The organism is Bartonella sp. SD1336NMGDW (assembly GCF_042193565.1).
Lineage (GTDB): Bacteria > Pseudomonadota > Alphaproteobacteria > Rhizobiales > Rhizobiaceae > Bartonella > Bartonella grahamii.
Genome location: NZ_JBHILW010000005.1, coordinates 118,852 through 138,439, shown reverse-complemented (window position 1 = coordinate 138,439; position 19,588 = coordinate 118,852). Strand labels below are relative to the sequence as shown.

17 protein-coding genes, 1 tRNA gene and 1 pseudogene are annotated in these 19,588 nt (G+C 36.7%); 10 read left to right on the top strand and 9 right to left on the bottom strand.

Annotated features, from left to right (window positions below):
- Both ACFIKH_RS04675 and ACFIKH_RS04670 read left to right on the top strand, forming a co-directional pair.
- The coding region (locus tag ACFIKH_RS04675) for a phage late control D family protein (RefSeq protein WP_375671084.1) at positions 1-677 on the top strand (677 nt) is incomplete at its 5' end.
- Positions 634-2,090 (top strand): annotated as a pseudogene (locus ACFIKH_RS04670) (replicative DNA helicase). The gene ACFIKH_RS04675 and the pseudogene ACFIKH_RS04670, both read left to right, overlap by 44 nt.
- Before the next feature lie 153 nt (positions 2,091-2,243).
- Here ACFIKH_RS04670 and ACFIKH_RS04665 read toward each other — a convergent pair.
- Positions 2,244-2,320, bottom strand: a tRNA-Met gene (locus ACFIKH_RS04665).
- Positions 2,321-2,483: 163 nt separating this feature from the next.
- On the opposite strand from ACFIKH_RS04665, the gene ACFIKH_RS04660 reads away from it, so the two are divergent.
- Positions 2,484-3,440, top strand: a complete 957-nt coding sequence (locus ACFIKH_RS04660; protein WP_015856681.1) for a Gfo/Idh/MocA family protein — start codon at positions 2,484-2,486, stop codon at positions 3,438-3,440.
- Positions 3,441-3,489: 49 nt separating this feature from the next.
- Positions 3,490-4,608, top strand: a complete 1,119-nt coding sequence (locus ACFIKH_RS04655) for a DegT/DnrJ/EryC1/StrS family aminotransferase (RefSeq protein ID WP_375670297.1) — start codon at positions 3,490-3,492, stop codon at positions 4,606-4,608.
- Positions 4,609-4,934: 326 nt separating this feature from the next.
- Here the strand turns inward: ACFIKH_RS04655 and ACFIKH_RS04650 are convergent, their stop codons facing one another.
- Genes ACFIKH_RS04650 through ACFIKH_RS04640 form a run of 3 tightly spaced genes read right to left on the bottom strand, consistent with a single transcriptional unit; the run spans position 4,935 to position 6,196 of the window.
- On the bottom strand, positions 4,935-5,201 hold the full coding sequence (locus ACFIKH_RS04650; protein WP_375626198.1) for a hypothetical protein: 267 nt from the start codon (positions 5,199-5,201) through the stop codon (positions 4,935-4,937).
- Positions 5,191-5,571 (bottom strand): hypothetical protein, encoded by a 381-nt coding sequence (locus ACFIKH_RS04645; protein WP_375627013.1) that lies wholly within the window; start codon positions 5,569-5,571, stop codon positions 5,191-5,193. Before ACFIKH_RS04645 ends, ACFIKH_RS04650 begins: the two co-directional genes overlap by 11 nt.
- 28 nt (positions 5,572-5,599) lie before the next feature.
- A complete protein-coding gene (locus tag ACFIKH_RS04640) occupies positions 5,600-6,196 on the bottom strand; it encodes a DUF1134 domain-containing protein (protein ID WP_375626194.1) in 597 nt (198 codons plus the stop codon).
- A 216-nt stretch (positions 6,197-6,412) separates the two neighbouring features.
- Between ACFIKH_RS04640 and chpT the strand changes: the two genes are divergently transcribed.
- Positions 6,413-7,051 carry a histidine phosphotransferase ChpT gene (chpT, locus tag ACFIKH_RS04635; RefSeq protein WP_015856678.1) on the top strand — a complete coding sequence of 213 codons (639 nt, stop codon included), beginning with the start codon at positions 6,413-6,415 and terminating at the stop codon, positions 7,049-7,051.
- Between the two features lie 224 nt (positions 7,052-7,275).
- Here the strand turns inward: chpT and ctrA are convergent, their stop codons facing one another.
- Positions 7,276-7,977, bottom strand: a complete 702-nt coding sequence (ctrA, locus tag ACFIKH_RS04630; RefSeq protein WP_015856677.1) for a response regulator transcription factor CtrA — start codon at positions 7,975-7,977, stop codon at positions 7,276-7,278.
- Between the two features lie 566 nt (positions 7,978-8,543).
- On the opposite strand from ctrA, the gene ACFIKH_RS04625 reads away from it, so the two are divergent.
- Entirely contained in the window at positions 8,544-8,930 is a 387-nt protein-coding gene (locus ACFIKH_RS04625) for a flagellar export protein FliJ (protein ID WP_375626192.1), read from the top strand.
- A gap of 146 nt (positions 8,931-9,076) precedes the next feature.
- Here ACFIKH_RS04625 and ACFIKH_RS04620 read toward each other — a convergent pair whose 3' ends face one another.
- Positions 9,077-9,352 carry a DUF1153 domain-containing protein gene (locus ACFIKH_RS04620; protein ID WP_015856675.1) on the bottom strand — a complete coding sequence of 92 codons (276 nt, stop codon included), beginning with the start codon at positions 9,350-9,352 and terminating at the stop codon, positions 9,077-9,079.
- Positions 9,353-9,397: 45 nt separating this feature from the next.
- On the opposite strand from ACFIKH_RS04620, the gene ACFIKH_RS04615 reads away from it, so the two are divergent.
- Positions 9,398-9,601 carry a hypothetical protein gene (locus ACFIKH_RS04615; protein ID WP_375627017.1) on the top strand — a complete coding sequence of 68 codons (204 nt, stop codon included), beginning with the start codon at positions 9,398-9,400 and terminating at the stop codon, positions 9,599-9,601.
- A gap of 139 nt (positions 9,602-9,740) precedes the next feature.
- Positions 9,741-10,952 carry a tRNA 2-thiouridine(34) synthase MnmA gene (gene mnmA, locus ACFIKH_RS04610; protein ID WP_375627019.1) on the top strand — a complete coding sequence of 404 codons (1,212 nt, stop codon included), beginning with the start codon at positions 9,741-9,743 and terminating at the stop codon, positions 10,950-10,952.
- Between the two features lie 295 nt (positions 10,953-11,247).
- On the opposite strand, the gene ACFIKH_RS04605 is transcribed toward mnmA, so the two are convergent.
- Positions 11,248-12,057 (bottom strand): TrmH family RNA methyltransferase, encoded by an 810-nt coding sequence (locus tag ACFIKH_RS04605; protein WP_375627021.1) that lies wholly within the window; start codon positions 12,055-12,057, stop codon positions 11,248-11,250.
- A gap of 755 nt (positions 12,058-12,812) precedes the next feature.
- Between ACFIKH_RS04605 and ACFIKH_RS04600 the strand changes: the two genes are divergently transcribed.
- Positions 12,813-13,721, top strand: a complete 909-nt coding sequence (locus tag ACFIKH_RS04600) for a cation diffusion facilitator family transporter (RefSeq protein ID WP_375626185.1) — start codon at positions 12,813-12,815, stop codon at positions 13,719-13,721.
- Between the two features lie 1,175 nt (positions 13,722-14,896).
- Here ACFIKH_RS04600 and ACFIKH_RS04595 read toward each other — a convergent pair.
- Positions 14,897-15,733 carry a DUF1460 domain-containing protein gene (locus tag ACFIKH_RS04595; protein ID WP_375626183.1) on the bottom strand — a complete coding sequence of 279 codons (837 nt, stop codon included), beginning with the start codon at positions 15,731-15,733 and terminating at the stop codon, positions 14,897-14,899.
- Between the two features lie 754 nt (positions 15,734-16,487).
- Between ACFIKH_RS04595 and ACFIKH_RS04590 the strand changes: the two genes are divergently transcribed.
- Entirely contained in the window at positions 16,488-17,708 is a 1,221-nt protein-coding gene (locus ACFIKH_RS04590) for an MFS transporter (RefSeq protein ID WP_375626181.1), read from the top strand.
- A 492-nt stretch (positions 17,709-18,200) separates the two neighbouring features.
- On the opposite strand, the gene carA is transcribed toward ACFIKH_RS04590, so the two are convergent.
- Entirely contained in the window at positions 18,201-19,397 is a 1,197-nt protein-coding gene (gene carA, locus ACFIKH_RS04585) for a glutamine-hydrolyzing carbamoyl-phosphate synthase small subunit (RefSeq protein ID WP_375626180.1), read from the bottom strand.
- Between the last annotated feature and the right edge of the window lie 191 nt (positions 19,398-19,588).

The window sequence follows — 19,588 nt, the reverse complement described above, 5'->3', positions numbered from 1 at the left end:
ACCAAACTGTTGGTGAGATTGTTGAGACACTCGCTAAACGCCATGGCTATCAAGCAAAGGTCAGTCCTCAGTTCACCCAACAAACTTTACCTTATGTGATTCGTACAGATCAATCGGCTGTTGATTTTTTAACCCGCCTTGCTGACCGTATGCGGGCACGTTTTTTGATCAAGGACAATAAGTTTTTATTTTTAAGCGGGGACAATTTACCAGCACTCGACATCCATAAACACGACTGTTCCAACTGGGAATTTACCCTAGAGCCACGCACGCAATATGGCACCATTGAAGCTTCTTATTTTGATCGCTCAAAAGGGCAGCAATGCCACATTAAGCATCAGACAGGGGTTAGCGGTCCCGTGCGGCGTTTGCGGACTTGTTACACTTGTGAGGAGGAAGCACGAGCTGCTGCTGCTTCCGAGTCGGACAGGTTGTGTCGTGCTGTGGGCAGTGGTTCTTTGACCCTTGAGGGACGCCCAGAAATCATGGCGGATCAACCTCTTTTATTGCAAGGGTTTCGTGGGCAAATCAATGGTCTATGGAAAGCCGCGACCGTCACCCACTGCTATGAAAAACAAAGCGGATACACCACAGAAATCACACTTGAAGCACCAGACAAGGGAAAAGAAAGCAATGAGAACATCAAACATGCTAAAAACAGAGAATCCAAGAGATAATTTTGCTTCTTCTTTTCGTCAACTTCCCCATAATATTGAAGCTGAACAGGCATTACTTGGAGCAATCCTGATTAATAATGATGCACTCGATCGCGTTTCAGACTTTCTCAAAGCAGAACATTTTTTTGAAACGCTACATCAAAAGATCTTTGAGATTGTCTTATTATTCAAAATGGTCATCTTGCAAACCACATTACAATCAAATCCTATATCCAAATGGAAGAAAAAATTGGAGATATTACTGTATACCAGTATGTTGTTCGCTTAGCCACAGAGGCAGTCACAATTATTAACGCTGAAGATTATGGACGCGTCATTTACGATCTTTTTATCCGCCGGTCTTTGATTAATCTTGGCAATGAAGTTGCCAATACAGCCTTTGATGCGCCTGTCGAACTTACACCTTCCCAACAAATTGAAACGATTGAAAATCAGTTATTTGAGCTCGCCGAAAAAGGGAAATATGGGGGTGGGTTTGAAAACTTTGATACAGCCATTGCAAAAGCACTTAACATGGCAAGCGCTGCAAAAAAGCGTTCTTCAAAGCTCTCAGGGATAGCTACCCATATCAAAACCCTTGATGAGAAAATGGGGGGGCTACAGCCATCCGATTTGATTATCATAGCTGGACGCCCTGGAATGGGGAAAACCTCTCTGGCGACCAATATTGCTTTTAATATTGCCAATGCTTGTAAGCGTGATAACAGCCAAGAAAATGAAGGGGGCGTTGTAGGTTTCTTCTCACTTGAGATGTCATCCGAACAGCTTGCAACTCGTATTATCTCAGAACAAATAAAGGTTTCTTCTTCTGATATGCGTCGTGGTAATATCTCAGAAGAGCAATTTACCAACATCATTTACGCAATGCGTTCCTTACAAACAATCCCTCTTTATATTGATCAAACGGGTGGTGTATCCCTTGCACAATTAGCCGCCCGTGCAAGGCGTCTTAAACGACAACATGGTCTAGATGTCTTGATTATCGATTATATCCAACTCATGACAAGCGGTTCAAAACGTTTATTAGAAAATCGCGTTCAAGAAATTACAGCCATTACCACCGGATTAAAAGCACTTGCAAAAGAACTCAATATTCCCATCATTGCTCTGTCTCAACTTTCGCGCCAAGTTGAAAACCGAATCGATAAACGTCCGCAACTCTCCGATTTACGTGAATCTGGTTCAATAGAGCAAGATGCCGACATTGTTCTGTTCGTTTATCGTGAAGAATATTATCTCAAAAATGAAGAACCCAAAGAAAGCACTGCTGAGTATAACAAATGGCAAGATGCAATGGAGCAAGTCAAGGGTAAAGCCGAGGTTATTATAGCAAAACAACGCCATGGTCCGACAGGAATCGTTCCCCTTGCCTTTCAACCCGACTTTACATGCTTTAGTGATTTGGAAAAATAGGAGCAGAAAAATGCGTTAAAGAGAGCTTTAAATATCCTTTGAAAGGCATTTGAAGACCCTTTAAAACTCTTTGAGAAAAAATAAATTGGTACAAAACCTAGTGGCAAAATATACAAAACCCGCTGGCAAGCTACAACAACAAAAAAAAAGTAATGGTAGCGGAGGAGGGATTTGAACCCCCGACACAAGGATTATGATTCCTCTGCTCTAACCTACTGAGCTACTCCGCCAAAATAAGCAATCATAATTGTAAAGAATTACATCTTTTGCGGATATAAGGGGTAGAATAGTAAGATGTCAAGCATCGTTTTTAAGCTTTTCTCTTGTCATTCTATTTTATCCTCGATATGTAAAAGTGTAATTTTATATGATAAAGTAGGGTAAGGCATGAAAATGGTGCCACGTGTAGCGGTTTTAGGATGCGGTCATTGGGGTGAAAATCATATACGAACACTCCATTCTCTCGGGGCTTTGGCAGCAGTCTCTGATATTGATAATGATCGTGCTGCTAGTTTTGCAACGATGTATGGTGTAGAGCTTGTTACACCAGATGATCTTTTTACGCATCGAGATATTGATGCGCTGGTATTAGCATTGCCGCCACAATTGCATACGCAAAATGTGCTCCGTGCTGTTAAAAATGGTAAAGATGTTTTAGTGGAAAAACCAATAGCCTTGAATGTTTCTGATGCTAAACGCCAAGTTCAGGAGGCTGAGGCTTATGAGCGAGTTTTTATGGTAGGCCATATTTTACGTTTTCATCCGGCTTTTGAAAAAATGTGTGAATTGGTGAAAAACGGAGAAGTGGGAGATGTGCGATATATTTATTCTCATAGATTAGGCTTTGGAAAATTTCACACACACAGCGATGCTTTATGGGATCTTGCGCCTCATGATCTCTCAATGATTTTGGCGTTGACAGGATGTGAACCTTCCGAAATTCGCGGTGAGGGGGCTGCTGTCGTTGATCAGATTTCTGATTTTTCTCATATTCATATGACTTTTCCAAATGGTGTGCGTAGTCATCTTTTTACTTCACGCTTGAGTTCTTATCGTGAGAGACGTTTAACTGTTGTTGGAACAAAGGCTATGCTCGTTTTTGATGATATGGAACCGTGGAGCCGTAAATTGGCAATGCACCATTTTGCCGTTTGGAAAGAAAATCAAGAGTGGGCTTTTAGCATGGATGAGCTGAATTATATTGATGTTTGTGAAGATTTGCCGCTTACTTGCGAATTACGGCACTTTCTTCATTGTATTGAAACGCGTCAATCACCTCGTACAAATGGTGATGATGCTATTGCGGTTTTACGGATTTTAACAGCTGCTGGTGTCAATTATGATAGATAAAAGAGATAGGTAGCGCTTTTGCATTCTTGTGATGATCAATGGAGTTAATATGCAATTCATCGACCTTGGGGCGCAGCGTGCGCGTATTGAAGATAAAATTAATTCTGCAATTGCACATGTTGTCGCTAGTGGTAAGTATATTTTGGGGCCAGAAGTAACAGAATTTGAAGAGAAATTGGCAGAATATCTTGGTGTTAAACATGTGATTGCATGTGCTAATGGAACAGATGCTTTGAAGATGCCTCTTATGGCTAAAAATATTGGTCCAGGGGATGCTGTGTTTTGTCCTAGTTTTACATTTTCAGCAACGGCTGAAGTGGTTGCTTTGGTGGGGGCTAAGCCTGTTTTTGTTGATGTTTTACCTGATACATTCAATATTGATGTTGAAAAACTTTCTCATGCTATCGAAATGGTAAAAAAAGAGGGACGTCTAAGGCCAAAGGCTATTATTGCCGTTGATTTATTTGGTCTTTCTGCTGACTATGTGCAAATTGCTCAAGTGGCAGCAAAGGAAAATCTTTTTGTAATTGAAGATGCTGCTCAATCTATGGGTGGAAGAAGCGGTAATACTATGTGCGGTGCTTTTGGTGATGTGGCTGCTACAAGTTTTTATCCTGCAAAACCATTAGGATGTTATGGCGATGGAGGCGCTATGATGACCAATGATGATCATTTTGCAGAACTTTTACGCTCTATTTTGTTTCATGGTAAAGGTGAAACGCAATATGACAATGTACGTATTGGTATGAATTCGCGCCTAGATAGCATTCAGGCTGCAATTTTACTAGAAAAGTTTGCGATCTTTGAAGATGAAATGGAAAAGCGTGTAGAAATTGCTCAACGCTATTCCAATGGCTTAAGAGATGTTGTTACAGTTCCAGAAATAGGAGAAAATATTCGTTCTGCTTATGCACAATATACGATTAAGGTAAAAGAACGTGATAAATTAAAAGATTTTTTACAAAAAAATTCTATCCCTACAATGATTTATTATAAAACTCCTTTACATCAACAGCCAGCTTATAAACACTTTCCTTATGTAAAAGATTCCCTTTCTGTTTCAGAATCTTTAGGAGAGTGTGTTTTAAGTTTACCAATGCATCCTTACTTGACACAAACGGATCAGGATATGATTATCCAAAAAATAAGAGATTTTTATCACTTTTGAGAGCGTATTTTTATCCTTAAAATTATGGTCAAAGCTCTATTGGTGACTCATCTTAGAAGGTACCTTTTGTTAGAGTGTGTGACCAATGTTTTTGGTATTATTTGCTTTCTAGGACCTATGAAATGTTGTCCTTTAGGGCGGTGATATGATTAGCAAGTGGAATCTGCTAGACAAGAAGATGCTTTTTAACAGAACGGTATGGGTTAAGAAACTTTGTCCTTTAGCTTAGCAAGAAAGTCACGTTTAATAAAAAGGATTTGGGTTATGAAAGTTATAATGAACCTTTGTTGATTTTACTCTTCATTCAAGGTGTTTTAAAAGATAACTTATTTAACGGGGTTTTGGGAGAGACAAGTGATTTTTTTGCGAATACGTGATGCGAGGTCATTTTTGCTTTTTGATTTTTGAATCAATGTATTGATGGGTGATGTGTTTCCCTCTTGTAGCGCTATTTGAGCTGCCAATGTTGCTGCAAGTTCTTTTGTTTCTTCACGGAGTTCTTCCAGCAATTGATGGTTAGCAGTCGTGTCAAGCTGATAAGTTTGGATTTTTTGTAAACGTTGCTGATAGTGTGCGATTTTTTCACGCATCATTTTTCTTTCCTTTGAAAGTTGTGGCGATATTTTGTTTGATTGCTATCGCTTCTTTAGTGAGAGTGTCTTGTGTGGGGAGGCATAGCCGATAAAATTGTTCTGTTATTTGGCTCAGTTGTACTTTTTGTTGGGCGTATTTTTTTTGCAAAAATTCGTACTTTTGTTGGTTGTTTGCTAATTCTACAGCATGTTGTGCACGAAGAAAATCGTGATTTGCTTCTATTTCCGCGAGTGATAATGGCATTTGCGCACAAACATCTTTATACGCAAAATGAACGGCTTTACGCCAAATAAAAGGAGACAAAAGCACCAGTACCCAAGAAGTGAAAGCAACTCCAAGAATAAAAAAAATAAACGATTGAATAAGCATAATACCCCTATTTCAAATAAGAATACGTTTAAAACGGATTCCATGTCGGTCTAGGTGTTAATTTTAAATATCCTATATTGATACCAAGGCGTGCACCGATCCCTGTACGTATTGGGATTAACAAGGTATTATGGTATTTGAGGACATGAAAACCAACACCTGCAATTAAATAGGCCGAACCTGAAATACCACCATAGCGTTTCCATAAATTATTTATGCTATTAAGGTTGTAAACTAAGATCATTAAACGGGAGCCTTGGCCGCCAAAATCCCATCCTACTGAGGGACCTTGCCAAAAAACTTTATGTTGACCATAGCTTTTGGTAAAAACTCTTCCTTCACCATAGGTTAATCCAGCAAAAAAGGCACCAGAAGCTTCTTCTCCTAAAATATAGGCATTGGGATAACCGTATTGTGAAAAAATATTTTGAATTGCAACAGCCAGACCACTGGCTGTTTTTCCAAAAAAAAGATGCCCAGAATCAATAATTTCTTGGAGTGAATAATGGGGTTCGTTTTGCTCTATTGGTTGTAGTTGAGCATGTGCAGTGTTTATGGTGATGAATAAAAGGAAGATTAAAGATATAATATTTTTGTACCAGTATTTGAGCAGAGAGAGAGCCATGAAGTTTTCTCCTTTTATTAGTGATAAACAAAAAGATAATATTAGAATTTTCATTCTATTCAAATAAAAAATAAGATATAAGGTTATTTAAATTCTTGAATTTATTTCTGAATTTCTTTTAGCATGATTGTTAATGTTTCCTATTATGCATCAGATATTAAGAGTTTTTCTTTAAAATAAAGTTTGTTTTTTTGAATCTAGGAGTTTTCAATCATTATGACGTTAGATATTTCTTTGAATCCTACGGATCTTGCTGCTTTGCTTTGTAGTCGTATTTGCCATGATTTGATCTCACCTGTGGGGGCTATTCAAAATGCAATGGAGCTTTATGATGAAGGAGGAGCTGAAGAAGATGCTTTACAATTGGTGCGTTTATCCGTTGCGAGTGCTGCTGCACGTCTACAATTTGCGCGATTGGCTTTTGGTTTTGCTGGTGCAAGTGGAGGACAAATAGATACACGGGCTGCAGAGCAGGTTGCTCAACAATATATGAAAGAAGAAAAAGCAACTTTAAAATGGCAAGCTTCTTCTTTATTGTTACCAAAAGATGAAGTTAAACTTTTGCTTAATTTATTATTGATTGCAAACGCAACAGTTTCTCGTGGTGGTGAAATTGTTGTTATGATTTTGCAAGAAGAAAATAAACGTTCTTTTCGATTTGAGGTTTTCGGTAAAACTCTCCGTATACCCCCTCATTTTCTTGCGTTATTTCGTGGAGAAGTTCAAGAAGAGCTTATTGATGCACATGTCATCCAATTTTATTACACAATGTTACTTTCTCAGATGACAGAGATGAAAATAAATATTGATGAAAATGATCATTGTATTGTTTTAGAAAGTGTAAAAAAGCTTTGAATAAGAGAGAAGCGCTTAAGCCGTGTTGGGAAAAGTGGCTTCGATTGAACATATGAGCAATAGAGTTATATGTGTAAATGCTGTATAGTTATTTATTAAGCTTTAAGCGCTTTCTATATGAGAATTTTTGGTGTGCGAGTTTTCTACTTTTAACAGAGAACAGATTTTGGGAAAAAATCTCGGCCCGCCACACTCCGAGATTTTACAAAGTGCATGTTCACTGCTTAAGCGGTTTTTCGTACGTTCTCTTCAACTGGATCACGTAATACATAACCGCGTCCCCAAACTGTATCAATGTAATTTACACTAGAAGAGACTGCTTCCAATTTTTTCCGCAATTTACAGATAAAAACATCGATAATCTTTAGTTCTGGTTCATCCATTCCACCATAGAGATGATTGAGAAACATTTCCTTAGTAAGGGTGGTACCTTTACGTAAAGAGAGAAGCTCTAGCATTTGATACTCTTTTCCGGTTAAATGAACGGGGCGCCCTGCAACTTCGACGGTTTTTGCATCAAGGTTGACAGTGAGATCACCGGTAACAATAACCGATTGTGCATGTCCTTTAGAACGACGAACAACTGCATGGATACGTGCAATGAGCTCATCCTTATGAAAAGGCTTTGTCATATAGTCGTCAGCTCCAAAGCCAAAACCACGGACCTTGTCTTCAATGGCATTCATACCAGAAAGGATCAGGACAGGAGTTTTTATTTTTGCCAACCTTAGAGTCCGCAAGACATCATACCCTGACATATCGGGCAAATTCAGATCAAGCAAAATGATATCATAATCATAGAGTTTTCCTAAATCGATACCTTCTTCACCCAGATCAGTGATATAAACATTAAAGTTAGCTGACTTTAACATTAACTCAATGCTTTGAGTAACTGCTCTATCATCTTCAATTAATAATACGCGCATTTTAGATCCCTCACTTCGCTCCTTCACGAATCATAAGGAGCATTTCTATTTTATAATCAGTTAGCAAAACCACTGTTATAAAAACAATTCATGAAATCAAACACTTATAACAAAGTGTTTATGAATATTTCAGTAGTACGCGTAACAATCACTACTAAATTCCCCACTATCCATGATAGTGGTTAACAAAATATTTTTATTTTTGAAAGAGGCTGCAAAATTATTTTAGAAAAATCGCATATTTTTTTAACATAATAAAAAAAGAAGGGCTTTTTTTATAAACTTTAACTTAAAAAAATTTGTAAAAGAGCATTATAAATTACTTTTTTACAATTTCAGTGTTTGTTTACTGAGCTTTAAATCTCTTCATTTTATAATGGGGGGAAAAGTAAAGAAATAGTTATTGCTCTTTAAAGCAGATTGTATGTTCAGATGCTTTAATGAAAGGCGAAAATTGTTATAATTTCAAGTCAATAGACTGTTTTTGTCGGATAGACATATAACTAAAAGATATTTATTGGGTGTGAATGCGAGTTTTGAGTTGGCGCAATCAAGGAGTAGTGAGTATGAAGCCACGAGAAAATATGGTGCGATTGAGGATGTTTCAAGTGCGTGGAAAACGCCGTGAAATTGCACAGCTTGAGATGATGATCGCAGAGTTTGAACGAATGGTGTTAGAGCTGGAAGCACAAATTACTCATGAAGAACGTAAATCTGGAAACAATGATGTTCACCATTTTGCTTATTCTGCTTTTGCGCGTGCAGCGCGGCAAAGACGTGATAATCTGATCAATTCAATTCGTGATTTACAGCTTCAAAAAACAAACGCTGAAATTGCTCTCCATGAAGCTAATACAGAGCTGCAACGTGCACAGCTTTTGGAAGCACGGGAAAAGAAGATTGCTGCGGGTGGTGAGGATATTTTGATTCAATCTAATTCAATGGTTGGCTAATTCAATGGTTGGATGATAAAAGCAATTATTGAAAAATCTATTCTTTCAGATTTATCTTTTGGGTATAGTATAAAACAGCCAAATTTTTATCAAATTTGGCTGTTTTACAAGTTTCTTTATGTTATCGAATCGTCATCAAGGGCAACTTAATGCCTGTAGTTTTGAATCTTGGTCGTTCGTAATCCCGCTAAACCGTGTTCATCGATCAAACTTTGCCATGAAAGAAATTCTTCTACAGTCAAAGTATAACGTTGGCACGCTTCGTCAAGACTTAACAATCCACCTCTGACAGCCGCAACAACTTCAGCTTTGCGACGAATCACCCAGCGTCGTGTTGTTTGCGGCGGTAGGTCGGCAATTGTAAGCGGACTTCCATCTGGCCCAATAACATATTTCATTTGTGTTTTTATCAAATTGGTCATTCGTATCCTCTACCTTTAGTCAAGGACTTGATTCGTTTATAGAGCATGAAATTTAAAAAAGAGCTAAACGCGCTGAAAGAAAAAATTAATAAAGTGATTGAGCACGTAAAAAGAAACTTAAGTGAAGTGTGTAGAAGAGCTTCTTGCAATATTTTACCAGATTTTAAAAAGAGCAAAAAGGTTTTCTCCCAAACGATTGCCATTATGCCTTATTTCGATCATTCTTTTTTTGTTTGCAGCAGCTTTTAAGAAAGTAATGCCTATGGTTGTGGAAAAGATAAAAAAACAATATAAAGACAATCAATCGTGTAAAAGTGCTGAAGAGCGTACATCAAAATGTTAACATATGAGTAGACATTAAACAGAGCATTAAATAGAGAATGAATACATGTTTTTAAACAGTCTTGATTTACCAGGACAACCTGAGGATTCTCGCATTGTTGTTGCAATGTCGGGAGGGGTTGATTCATCGGTTGTTGCAGGTCTTTTGAAAAAGGAAGGGTATAATGTTATTGGCATTACGTTGCAGCTTTATGATCATGGGGCAGCGACGCATCGGGTGGGGGCGTGTTGTGCAGGACAAGATATTGAGGATGCACGCCGCGTTGCAGAAACATTAGGAATACCGCATTATGTTCTTGATTATGAAAAGCGTTTTCGCGAAGCTGTTATTGATCCTTTTGCAGAAAGCTATGCGCATGGAGAGACACCAGTACCATGTATTGCGTGTAATCAAACGGTTAAGTTTGCTGATTTATTAGCAACGGCACGCGAATTGGGGGCAGATGCTTTGGCTACGGGACATTATATTCGTTCGCGTTCCCACGGAGCGCATCGAGCACTCTTTCGTCCTCTCGATAATGATCGTGATCAGAGTTATTTTCTCTTCGCAACGACACAAGAACAGATTGATTATTTGCGTTTTCCACTTGGTGACCTTCCAAAAACCCGCGTTCGTGAAATGGCAGCAGAAATGGGCTTTGTGGTTGCCAATAAGCATGATAGTCAGGATATTTGTTTTGTTCCACAAGGAAAATATTCAGATGTTATCGCAAAACTGCGTCCAGAAGCAGCTAATCCTGGCGTTATTGTCCATATTGATGGAAAGATCTTAGGTAAACATTCGGGAATTGTTAATTATACGGTTGGTCAACGTCGTGGTATTGGAGTATCAACGGGTGAAGCGCTTTATGTGGTTTATCTCGATGTGGAAAATGCACGTGTTATTGTTGGACCGCGTGAAATGTTAGAAACACATAAGCTTTTTTTACGTGATGTGAATTGGCTTGGTGATGAGTCGTTAGATAATTTTCCTTCTCAAGGTATTGAGGTAGCTGTAAAGGTGCGTTCAACGCGTCCTCCTCACCTTGCGCGCTTACATTATAAAGAAGGTGTTTTTTCCGTTGATTTATTGGAATGTGAAAATGGTGTGGCACCAGGGCAAGCTTGCGTTCTTTATGATGAAAATGGTCATGATGCGCGTATTCTTGGGGGAGGATTTGTAACACATTCAGAACGTGCGGCCCATACTGAAATGATGTTGAAGCGCGTTTTATGCAATCTCGAAACAAAAGATTCTGTTTCTTCTGAACTAAAATAACAGCTTCATAAAAAATAGTCAGTTGATTTATAATGATAATTTTAACCTTAAACTTAAACTTGAATGAGAGACTTCCGGAAGATTTTATCATTGAAAGTTTTTAAATGATTGGATCCATCAAAATTATGTCTTCTGCACGTCATGAGCGGGGTTAGGGTGCGGAAAGCATCGATAAGAAAAATATAAAAATGTTTTTTAATTAATGCTTTCAAATGCTAGGGAACAGCAACATTATTGGGACTGATAGATAACATACAACATCGGATATGTTTTACAACTTAAAGTGTTATCATCTTTAGTGGTCAAAGTTGGTAAAATGGGCAAGTGCAATACCTGAGGCTGTGGCAACATTAAGGCTGTCAAAACCGTCAGTCATGGGAATACGTAAGGTTTTTGATTGTTGTAGTATATGGGGTGGTAAGCCATCGCCTTCTGTTCCAAAAATAAGTGCCATTCTTTTAGTTTTGTTGGCTTGCTTGAGAGTGTGTGAAGCAGAAGGGGAGAGTGCATAAAAATGAAAGTTTTCATCGTTTAGAGCAGCTATAATGTCATTTATATCAGCGTTTTGCGTATAGGGTACTTTTAAAGCAGCGCCGGCAGAAACTCTTATTGATTTACGATAAAGTGGATCGCATGAGGTTTTGTCGACAATAATACCATTACTGGCAAAGGCTGCTGCATTACGAAAAATTGATCCCATATTATCGTGATTCGAGATACCACATAAAACAAGAATCAAAGCTTTTTCTGGAAGATGTTGTAGAAAACTTTGTAAGGATGGCAGTATTTTGCGTTTACCAATACCCAAGACACCACGATGAACATGGAAGCCGGTGATATTATCCATGACTTTTTGTGGAACGCAATAAATGGGACATAGAGGCTGTGTTTTTTCTAAAAGCGGTAGAAGTCCAGAGAGACGGTTTTCTACGATGAGCAGTGAGATGGCAGAAAACTCTTTCGAGTGCAGTAATGCGGACAATGTTACTTTGCCTTCAGCAATAAATTGATGTTGCCGTCCAACAAGATCTTTTTCACGGATATTATGATAGGCTTTTAGGCGTGGATCATCGGTTTCATTGATTGTTATGATATTCAAATGCATGAGAGATTTTTAGTGCTTTTTTCTTATGATTTCCAGATGTTAGAATTTATTTTATTTTAACAAAGAGAGAAAAAAACATTATTTTAAAACTTATGGTAGAATTTGTGTTGACAATATGCAACCATAGGTATAGTATAAAAATACTGATACGGAATCATATATTTTTTCTCGTATCGGGTGCAGTGTCTTGGGTCCCCGCTATTTCCCAAGTTCTGTATGCCCTTAATTTCTAAGGGAAAAGAATCTGGGTCCCCAATGCCCAGATTCTTTTTTTTGGGGTAATCATTGTTCTTCTTTTTTATATCTCAATTTTTTAGTAAATCATATTTTAAAATGCGGTTGACCTCTGAGGTTACAGTAGAGTGCTAAGATATTTTTTCTAAGTTGCAAAGATGGCTTATGATGCACATTATAAGACTGAAAAATAATGCATGATCATGGTATATTTGAGTAAAAACAAGTTTTTTGTTTATGAGATGTGAGATGGCTTTAAGTTATTCAGAAAACGATTAGTAATGAAGGTGATGTGTTTGATTGCTTTTGGGAAAGCTCTTTGTTTATTCTGTTCCTCTCTTCTTCCTTTATTGATTCTGTTCGTGTAACTGAGCAGTTTTTACGATAATAATGTGAGCTTGAAGCGTTTATTGTATGCTGAAGCTTCTGTAATATTGAGGAAATATTGTCGATATGCCAAAAGTATAATTATATGGTTGAAAATATTAATCCCTTATTTCGTGAAGAAAAGGATGAGGTTCATGGATGTAAAAATCAATATACAAAGCTTAACTTTATACTCTATTTTTATTGCGTGTATTGTTTTTGCTTTGAAATATTGGGCATATCACATCACAGATTCGGTTGCACTTTATTCTGATGCATTGGAATCAATAGTTAATATTCTTGCGTCATTTGCAGCATGGTGGGCTGTTAAAGTGAGTATGAAGCCAGCGGATCAGGATCATCCCTTTGGGCATCATAAAGCAGAATATTTTTCCGCCATTCTTGAAGGGATACTCATTATTATTGCGGCAATTGTTATTTTAAGAGAAGCATGGATAGCTCTTTCTACCGTTCAATTATTGCAGAAGCCTGGAGTATGGCTTGTTATTCATCTTATTGCAACTGTCATAAATTGTATGTGGGGAATGGTTCTTATTTGGCAGGGAAAACACCATCGCTCACCGGCTCTTAAAGCGGATGGAGTGCATTTTATAACGGATGTTTTTACTTCGCTTGCAATTTTAATTGGTCTGATTGCTGGTTTTATCGGGGGATGGGGAATTTTAGATCCAATTTTAGCGATAATCGTTGCCGTTAATATTCTCTTACAGGGCTGGAAGGTGATTAGAAATGCTGTTCAGGGATTAATGGACGTTGGCGTTGAATTGAATGAAAGCATGCGGATTCGGGAGCTGATTTCTGCAAATGCATCGGGTGCGCTTGAGGTCCATGATTTACGGACGCGTGTTGCTGGGAGGGTTACTTTTATAGAGTTTCATTTGGTTGTGCCTGCTATAATGCAGGTAGGAGAAGCACATAAAATTTGTGATAAAATCGAAGGTGTTCTTCAACAAGAATTTGATAATGTACGTATTTCTATTCATGTCGAGCCTGAAGATGAGGCAAAATTGCCTCCCGGTACAACGGTGATCCCTTTTATATAAAAAGATTTTTTCAAATTGTCTGCTATGTTATGGGGACTATTTTTTATGATGGGGCGATTCATACTTCTCGAAAATACAGTGAATCTCTTTCGTTGATTTAATTTTTGCATTAATCAATTATAAAAGGTTAAACAGAGTATTTAAGGCAAGATTTATTCTATTTCGTTAAAACACTGTTATTTAAGGTTGGGTATATAAAATTTGATCTATTAAGTGTTTTTAGAGTGTGGAGTAAATATTCAAAATAGGGCTTGCTGGTGTATCCTTGTGTAAGTGAATCTCATGAAATGGTTAGCCGCTTAAATTCACTTAAGAGAACGGATTGTTTACAGACTGTCAGGAGTAGATGTTTCGTTTCTTAGGGCGAGGAGGAATGAAGCTTTCGTCATAAGTTTAATGATAAATTTTATATAAAAGTTATGAGTAGAATTTTAAAGTTTGTGATCATAGATTAATCATCATTATTGTTGCTAATAAATGTGTTGTTTTACCGATAAAATGTGTTCTGTTTTAAATGTTCTTTATTGCATGAAGGATAGGGGACACATTAAAGAATGATGCTAAAGATAGATACTGGTTTTTAATTGATGCCTTCATATTTTCATTTCAATCTAGCATCAAAAATTTTACAATGACGCGTACAGTACTGGTGCATTCTAATCATAAATATGCTGCTACATCAGGGTTATTTAAATGTATAGACAACAAGAAAACGCAAAGACTTTATGAGGAAAATAATGCTATAAGGTCAAAAATTTATACGCAATAAATTAGAGAGATAGATCGAATTTTTATAAAATACTTTATGAGATAAAAAAAACATATCTGGCGTTACTTTTACTTATTTTTACAAACGTTTATCTATGTCTTTTGCGCTATATTCGTAAAGATCAGATTAGTGATAATCTATAGATAATTCTTGGTTGAGAATATAAAAGGAAAGCGTGATACTAAAATAGAGTTTTGCCTGTCTTTATTGTTCAACCAGTAAAAGTGATCACAAATCCGTGATTTTTTACATACCTGTAAACAAAGTTAGATCAAAACGACTTTTTCTCTAAAAACTGTAAAAATATATTGTATCCGTATAGCTTGAACGAAGTTAGATGTTTACCTGAATAACTACAGTATATATTTTAAGAATAGAGAAGATATTTCATATCACTATGATGTTATTAAAGAGCTCTTAAAACAATGATTCCTGGTGTTTTTGCAACATAATCCATAAAAGGAGAATCAACGACTTTTTCGTTTTCTTTTCGTGAAGAAGCATTTCTTAACATTGGCCCTTTATCTGTCATGATAAAGAAGCCCACATGTGTTACATCCAATCCAGCAAGTTTCGTATAAATACCAATAAAATCACCAGACTGTAAACGACCTACAACCTCCTCATTAATAAAGTTACTTGGGATATACGTTATCGTGCGTTTCACAACTGGCAACCCAGGTAGATAGTTTTCACCATCAGCTTTTTTGTTGAGATATTTTTCTATTTTTACCGCATGGGGACTTATTTCAGCGGTAATATCAGTGGCGAGTTTATATTCTCTATAAGCCCAGTCTGTAAAAAAATGTTTGCGATTTAAAAAATGAATATTACCGTTAATATAACGCGTTTTTATGACGTTATTTATGAATTCTGTTTGGGATGTTGATTTGCGTAATGCTTCAACATAATCCAGATAAGTGAAGCAATCTAAGCCTCTAAAATCAATAATCAGTTTTTCTGGTGTCTTTTCTGAGCCATGTAACATATTTGCTTGGTAAGGTGTCCCTAAAAAAGCTTCAGAAAGAAAGTCAATTAGTGTCCCTTTTTCCTGATAATTTGTTTCTGAACGTTTTTTGAGAAGAGCATTTAGTTTATTTAGAGTATAAGGATCTAGTTTTATGTTGTTTGTTTGTTGTGTTTTTATTTTATTTCCTAAAATACTCTCTTGTGAATCAGAATCCTGAACATCATATCCTGTTACCAATATTAAAATGAGAACTAATAGAGATATTTTTCGCATTCTATACACCATTTTTGCATTAACAATTCATGACTAACTATTTCTAAAAGTGCTATTTTTTAAATGCGTATCACGATCATTATTAGATTTAACAGTAGCATATAATCATTAAGAGCATCAATGAATATAAAGATATAATCATGGTTTTTAAGGTTACACAAATTGCAAGCGATATGAATAGTTTCTAAGATTATAGAATTAAAGAATATTTCTCTATAATATACTTATTTTTTAAATAAAATGATTGTCAGATAAATACTTTTAAAAATATGATGAGCTTTTGCATTGTTAAGCTATTTGGGTGATGCTGCTTTAATCTTATAGCACATTCTGAGGGTAAGAAAATTCTTTAAGAGCTTATCTTTTAAAAGGTTTCAATTGCTATAGGATATCTAACGTATCAAATGGAATTGAGATTCCTGAAAACGGTGGTATGAGAAGGGGAAATGATGTCTGATAAAATTCATCATAATGTCTCTAAAACTATTGGAAATGCTCTGTGTTTCATGAAATTTTGTTTATGAGTTGGTCGCACAAATATTTTATTCGTATAATGCAAAAAAATATTTTTATGCTTTGACAATGATATACTAATTAAAACGTAATTTTATATTTTTATCTTGACTCTTACTTAAATTTTTACTTTGCTATTATTTTATATATGACAAGTATATGGTATAGAATACTTTTAAAAGGAAAAGGGAGTAAAAAGATAGCGGGGGAGTAATTGTATGCGTAAAATAGTGTGTATGTTATGCAAGACCAAATGCTCAATCCGAATTTTGTTCAGCGTGGGCTCGTTTTAGTGTTCATCACTTTATTGTTAGATATTCTTGGCATTGCGATTATTTGTCCTGTTTTGCCTGAATATTTTTCTCAATTAACTGGAAAAGATGTCAGTACATCTTTTGTAGAAAGAGGAAAATTACTTGCAGCTTATTCAGTGATGCAGTTTTTGTTTGCTCCTGTTATTGGCAATCTCTCTGATCGTTATGGTCGTCGTCCTATTTTGCTGCTCTCTATTATCTGCTTTGCTCTTGATAATCTCATATGTGCCATAGCATGGAGTTATTCTATGTTATTTATCGGGCGTCTTTTGTCAGGGATGAGTGGTGCTAGTTTTGCAACTTGTACAGCTTATCTTGCGGATATATCCGATGATAAAACCCGTACACGCAATTTTGGTCTGTTAGGCGTTGCATCCGCATTGGGGTTTATTTTAGGATCGTTTATTGGTGGTTTTTTAGGTCAGTTTGGTCCGCGTATACCGTTTTATTTTGCTGCTGGTTTTTCACTCATTAATTTTATTTTTGCTTGGCTTATGCTTCCAGAAACTCTTTCTCTGTGGAATAGGCGCTTTTTTGATATTAAGCGGGCAAATCCCTTAGGTGCTTTTTGGCACCTGAAACAATATCCGATGGTTCTTTGGGTGTTATTGGTCTTTTTTCTTTATTGGTTTGCGGAATCTGTATGGTTAAGTATTTGGGCTTTCATTGCAAAAGAACGCTATGATTGGAGTTCTTTTTCTATTGGGCTCTCCTATAGTGTTTTTGGGATAGGCCAATTTATTGTAGTCGCTCTCATTTTGCCTTATTTTTCTAAACGATGGAGTGATTGGCATATTGTTATAGTGGGGCTTTTGTTTGCCTCCGTTGCTATGCTAGGCTATACATTCGCAACGCAGGGGTGGATGGTTTATATGGTTTGTGCGTGTACAATGCTTGAATATCTTGTTCATGCACCTATACGTGCTATTGCTTCAGCGCAGGTGCCAACAAATGTACAAGGAGAACTGCAAGGAGCGATGACATCTGTTATTTCGTTAAGTTTAATATTTGGTTCTGTTTTTTATGTGTTTCTTTTTGAATGTTTTACAGATAAAAATGCACAGTTTTATTTTTCTGGTGCCCCTTTTGTTGGAGGCTTTTTTCTTCTTGTCGTTGCAACAGTTATTTTTGCCTTGCGGGTACGTTAATTTTTTGAGAGGGGCTGGTACGTACTATTTTGCTAGAGAATGCACAAGATAAACAAAATGTATCATTTTATAGGCAGAAAGTTTTTTGTGATATTTGTTTCACAAAGTGTTGTATAGAATATCGATACATTCTTCTCATTTAGTGCAAATAATTTTTTTTATTCTTTAATAGGAATTACGCTTCTCATGCAAAATAGAATGCTTAGAATTGTATTGTGAATCCAATACTTATTTGAGGCACTTTACTCTTTTTAAAAATGGTTTTTATCGACACACTTATCTTGCTTAGGGGGAAGCCAATGATTTTGATGAATACAATTCTAAGAGGAGAGGTCATGAGAAAAATTCAAGTTATTCAGTGCTCTCATCTTAGTTGCAAAATGATAAATAATAACACTTATTCAATAAGTTGTAGGTATACAAATAATATAGTTGTGTATGGGAAGATGATATAATTTAAAGGAGAGAAGCTAGAAAGTGAGATATTTTATTTTAAGATATTTTTTTATAATTCATAATGAGATCACAGAAATGCTGAAAGAGGTAGTGGCTATCTTGTGGTCCAGGAGAAGCTTCGGGGTGATATTGAACAGAAAAAACTGGTTTTCCAATGATTCGAATACCACAGTTTGAACCATCAAAGAGAGAAATATGTGTTTCTTGTACATGTTGTGGTAAAGAGGCAGAATCTACGGCGAAACCGTGATTCATCGATACAATCTCAACTTTTCCAGTGTTGAGGTCTTTAACTGGGTGGTTGGCACCATGATGTCCTTGGTGCATTTTCACGGTTTTTGCACCAACCGTAAGAGCGAGAAGTTGGTGACCAAGACATATTCCAAAAATTGGTAAATTATGATCAATTAATGTTTTGATCGTTGGAACGGCATATTGAGCCGTAGCTGCGGGGTCCCCTGGTCCATTAGAAAGAAAAACTCCATCAGGGTTCATTGCTAGAATTTCTTTTGCAGTTGTGTGGGCAGGCACAACAGTAATGCGTGCTTTTTGTGTTGCCATAAGGCGAAGAATATTGCGTTTAATACCATAGTCAATTGCAATGATATGAAGATTATGCACATTATTTGTACTGTATCCTTTGTTCCAGCTCCATGGTTTTTCATCCCATTGCATTGATGATTGAGATGTCACATCTTTCGTAAGGTCAAGATTGACGAGACCGTGCCATTTTTGCGCACGTTTCTTTAAAGAAGGAATATCAAAATTTCCATTAGAATCATGTGCAATGACAGCATTTTGCGCACCTTTTTCACGAATAAGAATTGTGAGCGCACGTGTATCAATACCACAAAGTGCAATAATTTTATGCGTTTTAAGCCATTGATGAAGATTTTCATTGGCACGATAATTTGAGGGATGTGTAATGTCTGCCTTGAAAATAGCGCCAACAGCACCATGACAATCGAGAGGAGAGAGAGCTTCAATATCTTCACTATTTGCCCCTACATTTCCTATATGAGGAAAAGTAAAATTAACGATTTGTTGTGTGTATGACGGGTCTGTGAGGATTTCTTCATAGCCTGTGATGGCGGTGTTAAAACACACTTCAGCTTCAGCAATACCTGTAGCACCTGCTCCTTTGCCTTCAATAACGGTTCCATCAGCTAAGACTAAGAGGGCTGTAGGTTTTTTGATACTCCAAGGGTGGCTGGGTGAAGTCGTTTGTATCATAGTATGTATCCACAATTTATTCTCTGAAAGGTATAATGATCAACTTTACACAAAAATCATACCTTTAACAGATGCTGTGTATATTATTCTGGTAATGTTTCGCTTGAAATAGGCAGTATAAGTACATTCCATGAAGAGGTAAAGTCTTGTTTTAGCTTTTCGAAGATCGAGTCCTTAATTATTTTTTTATC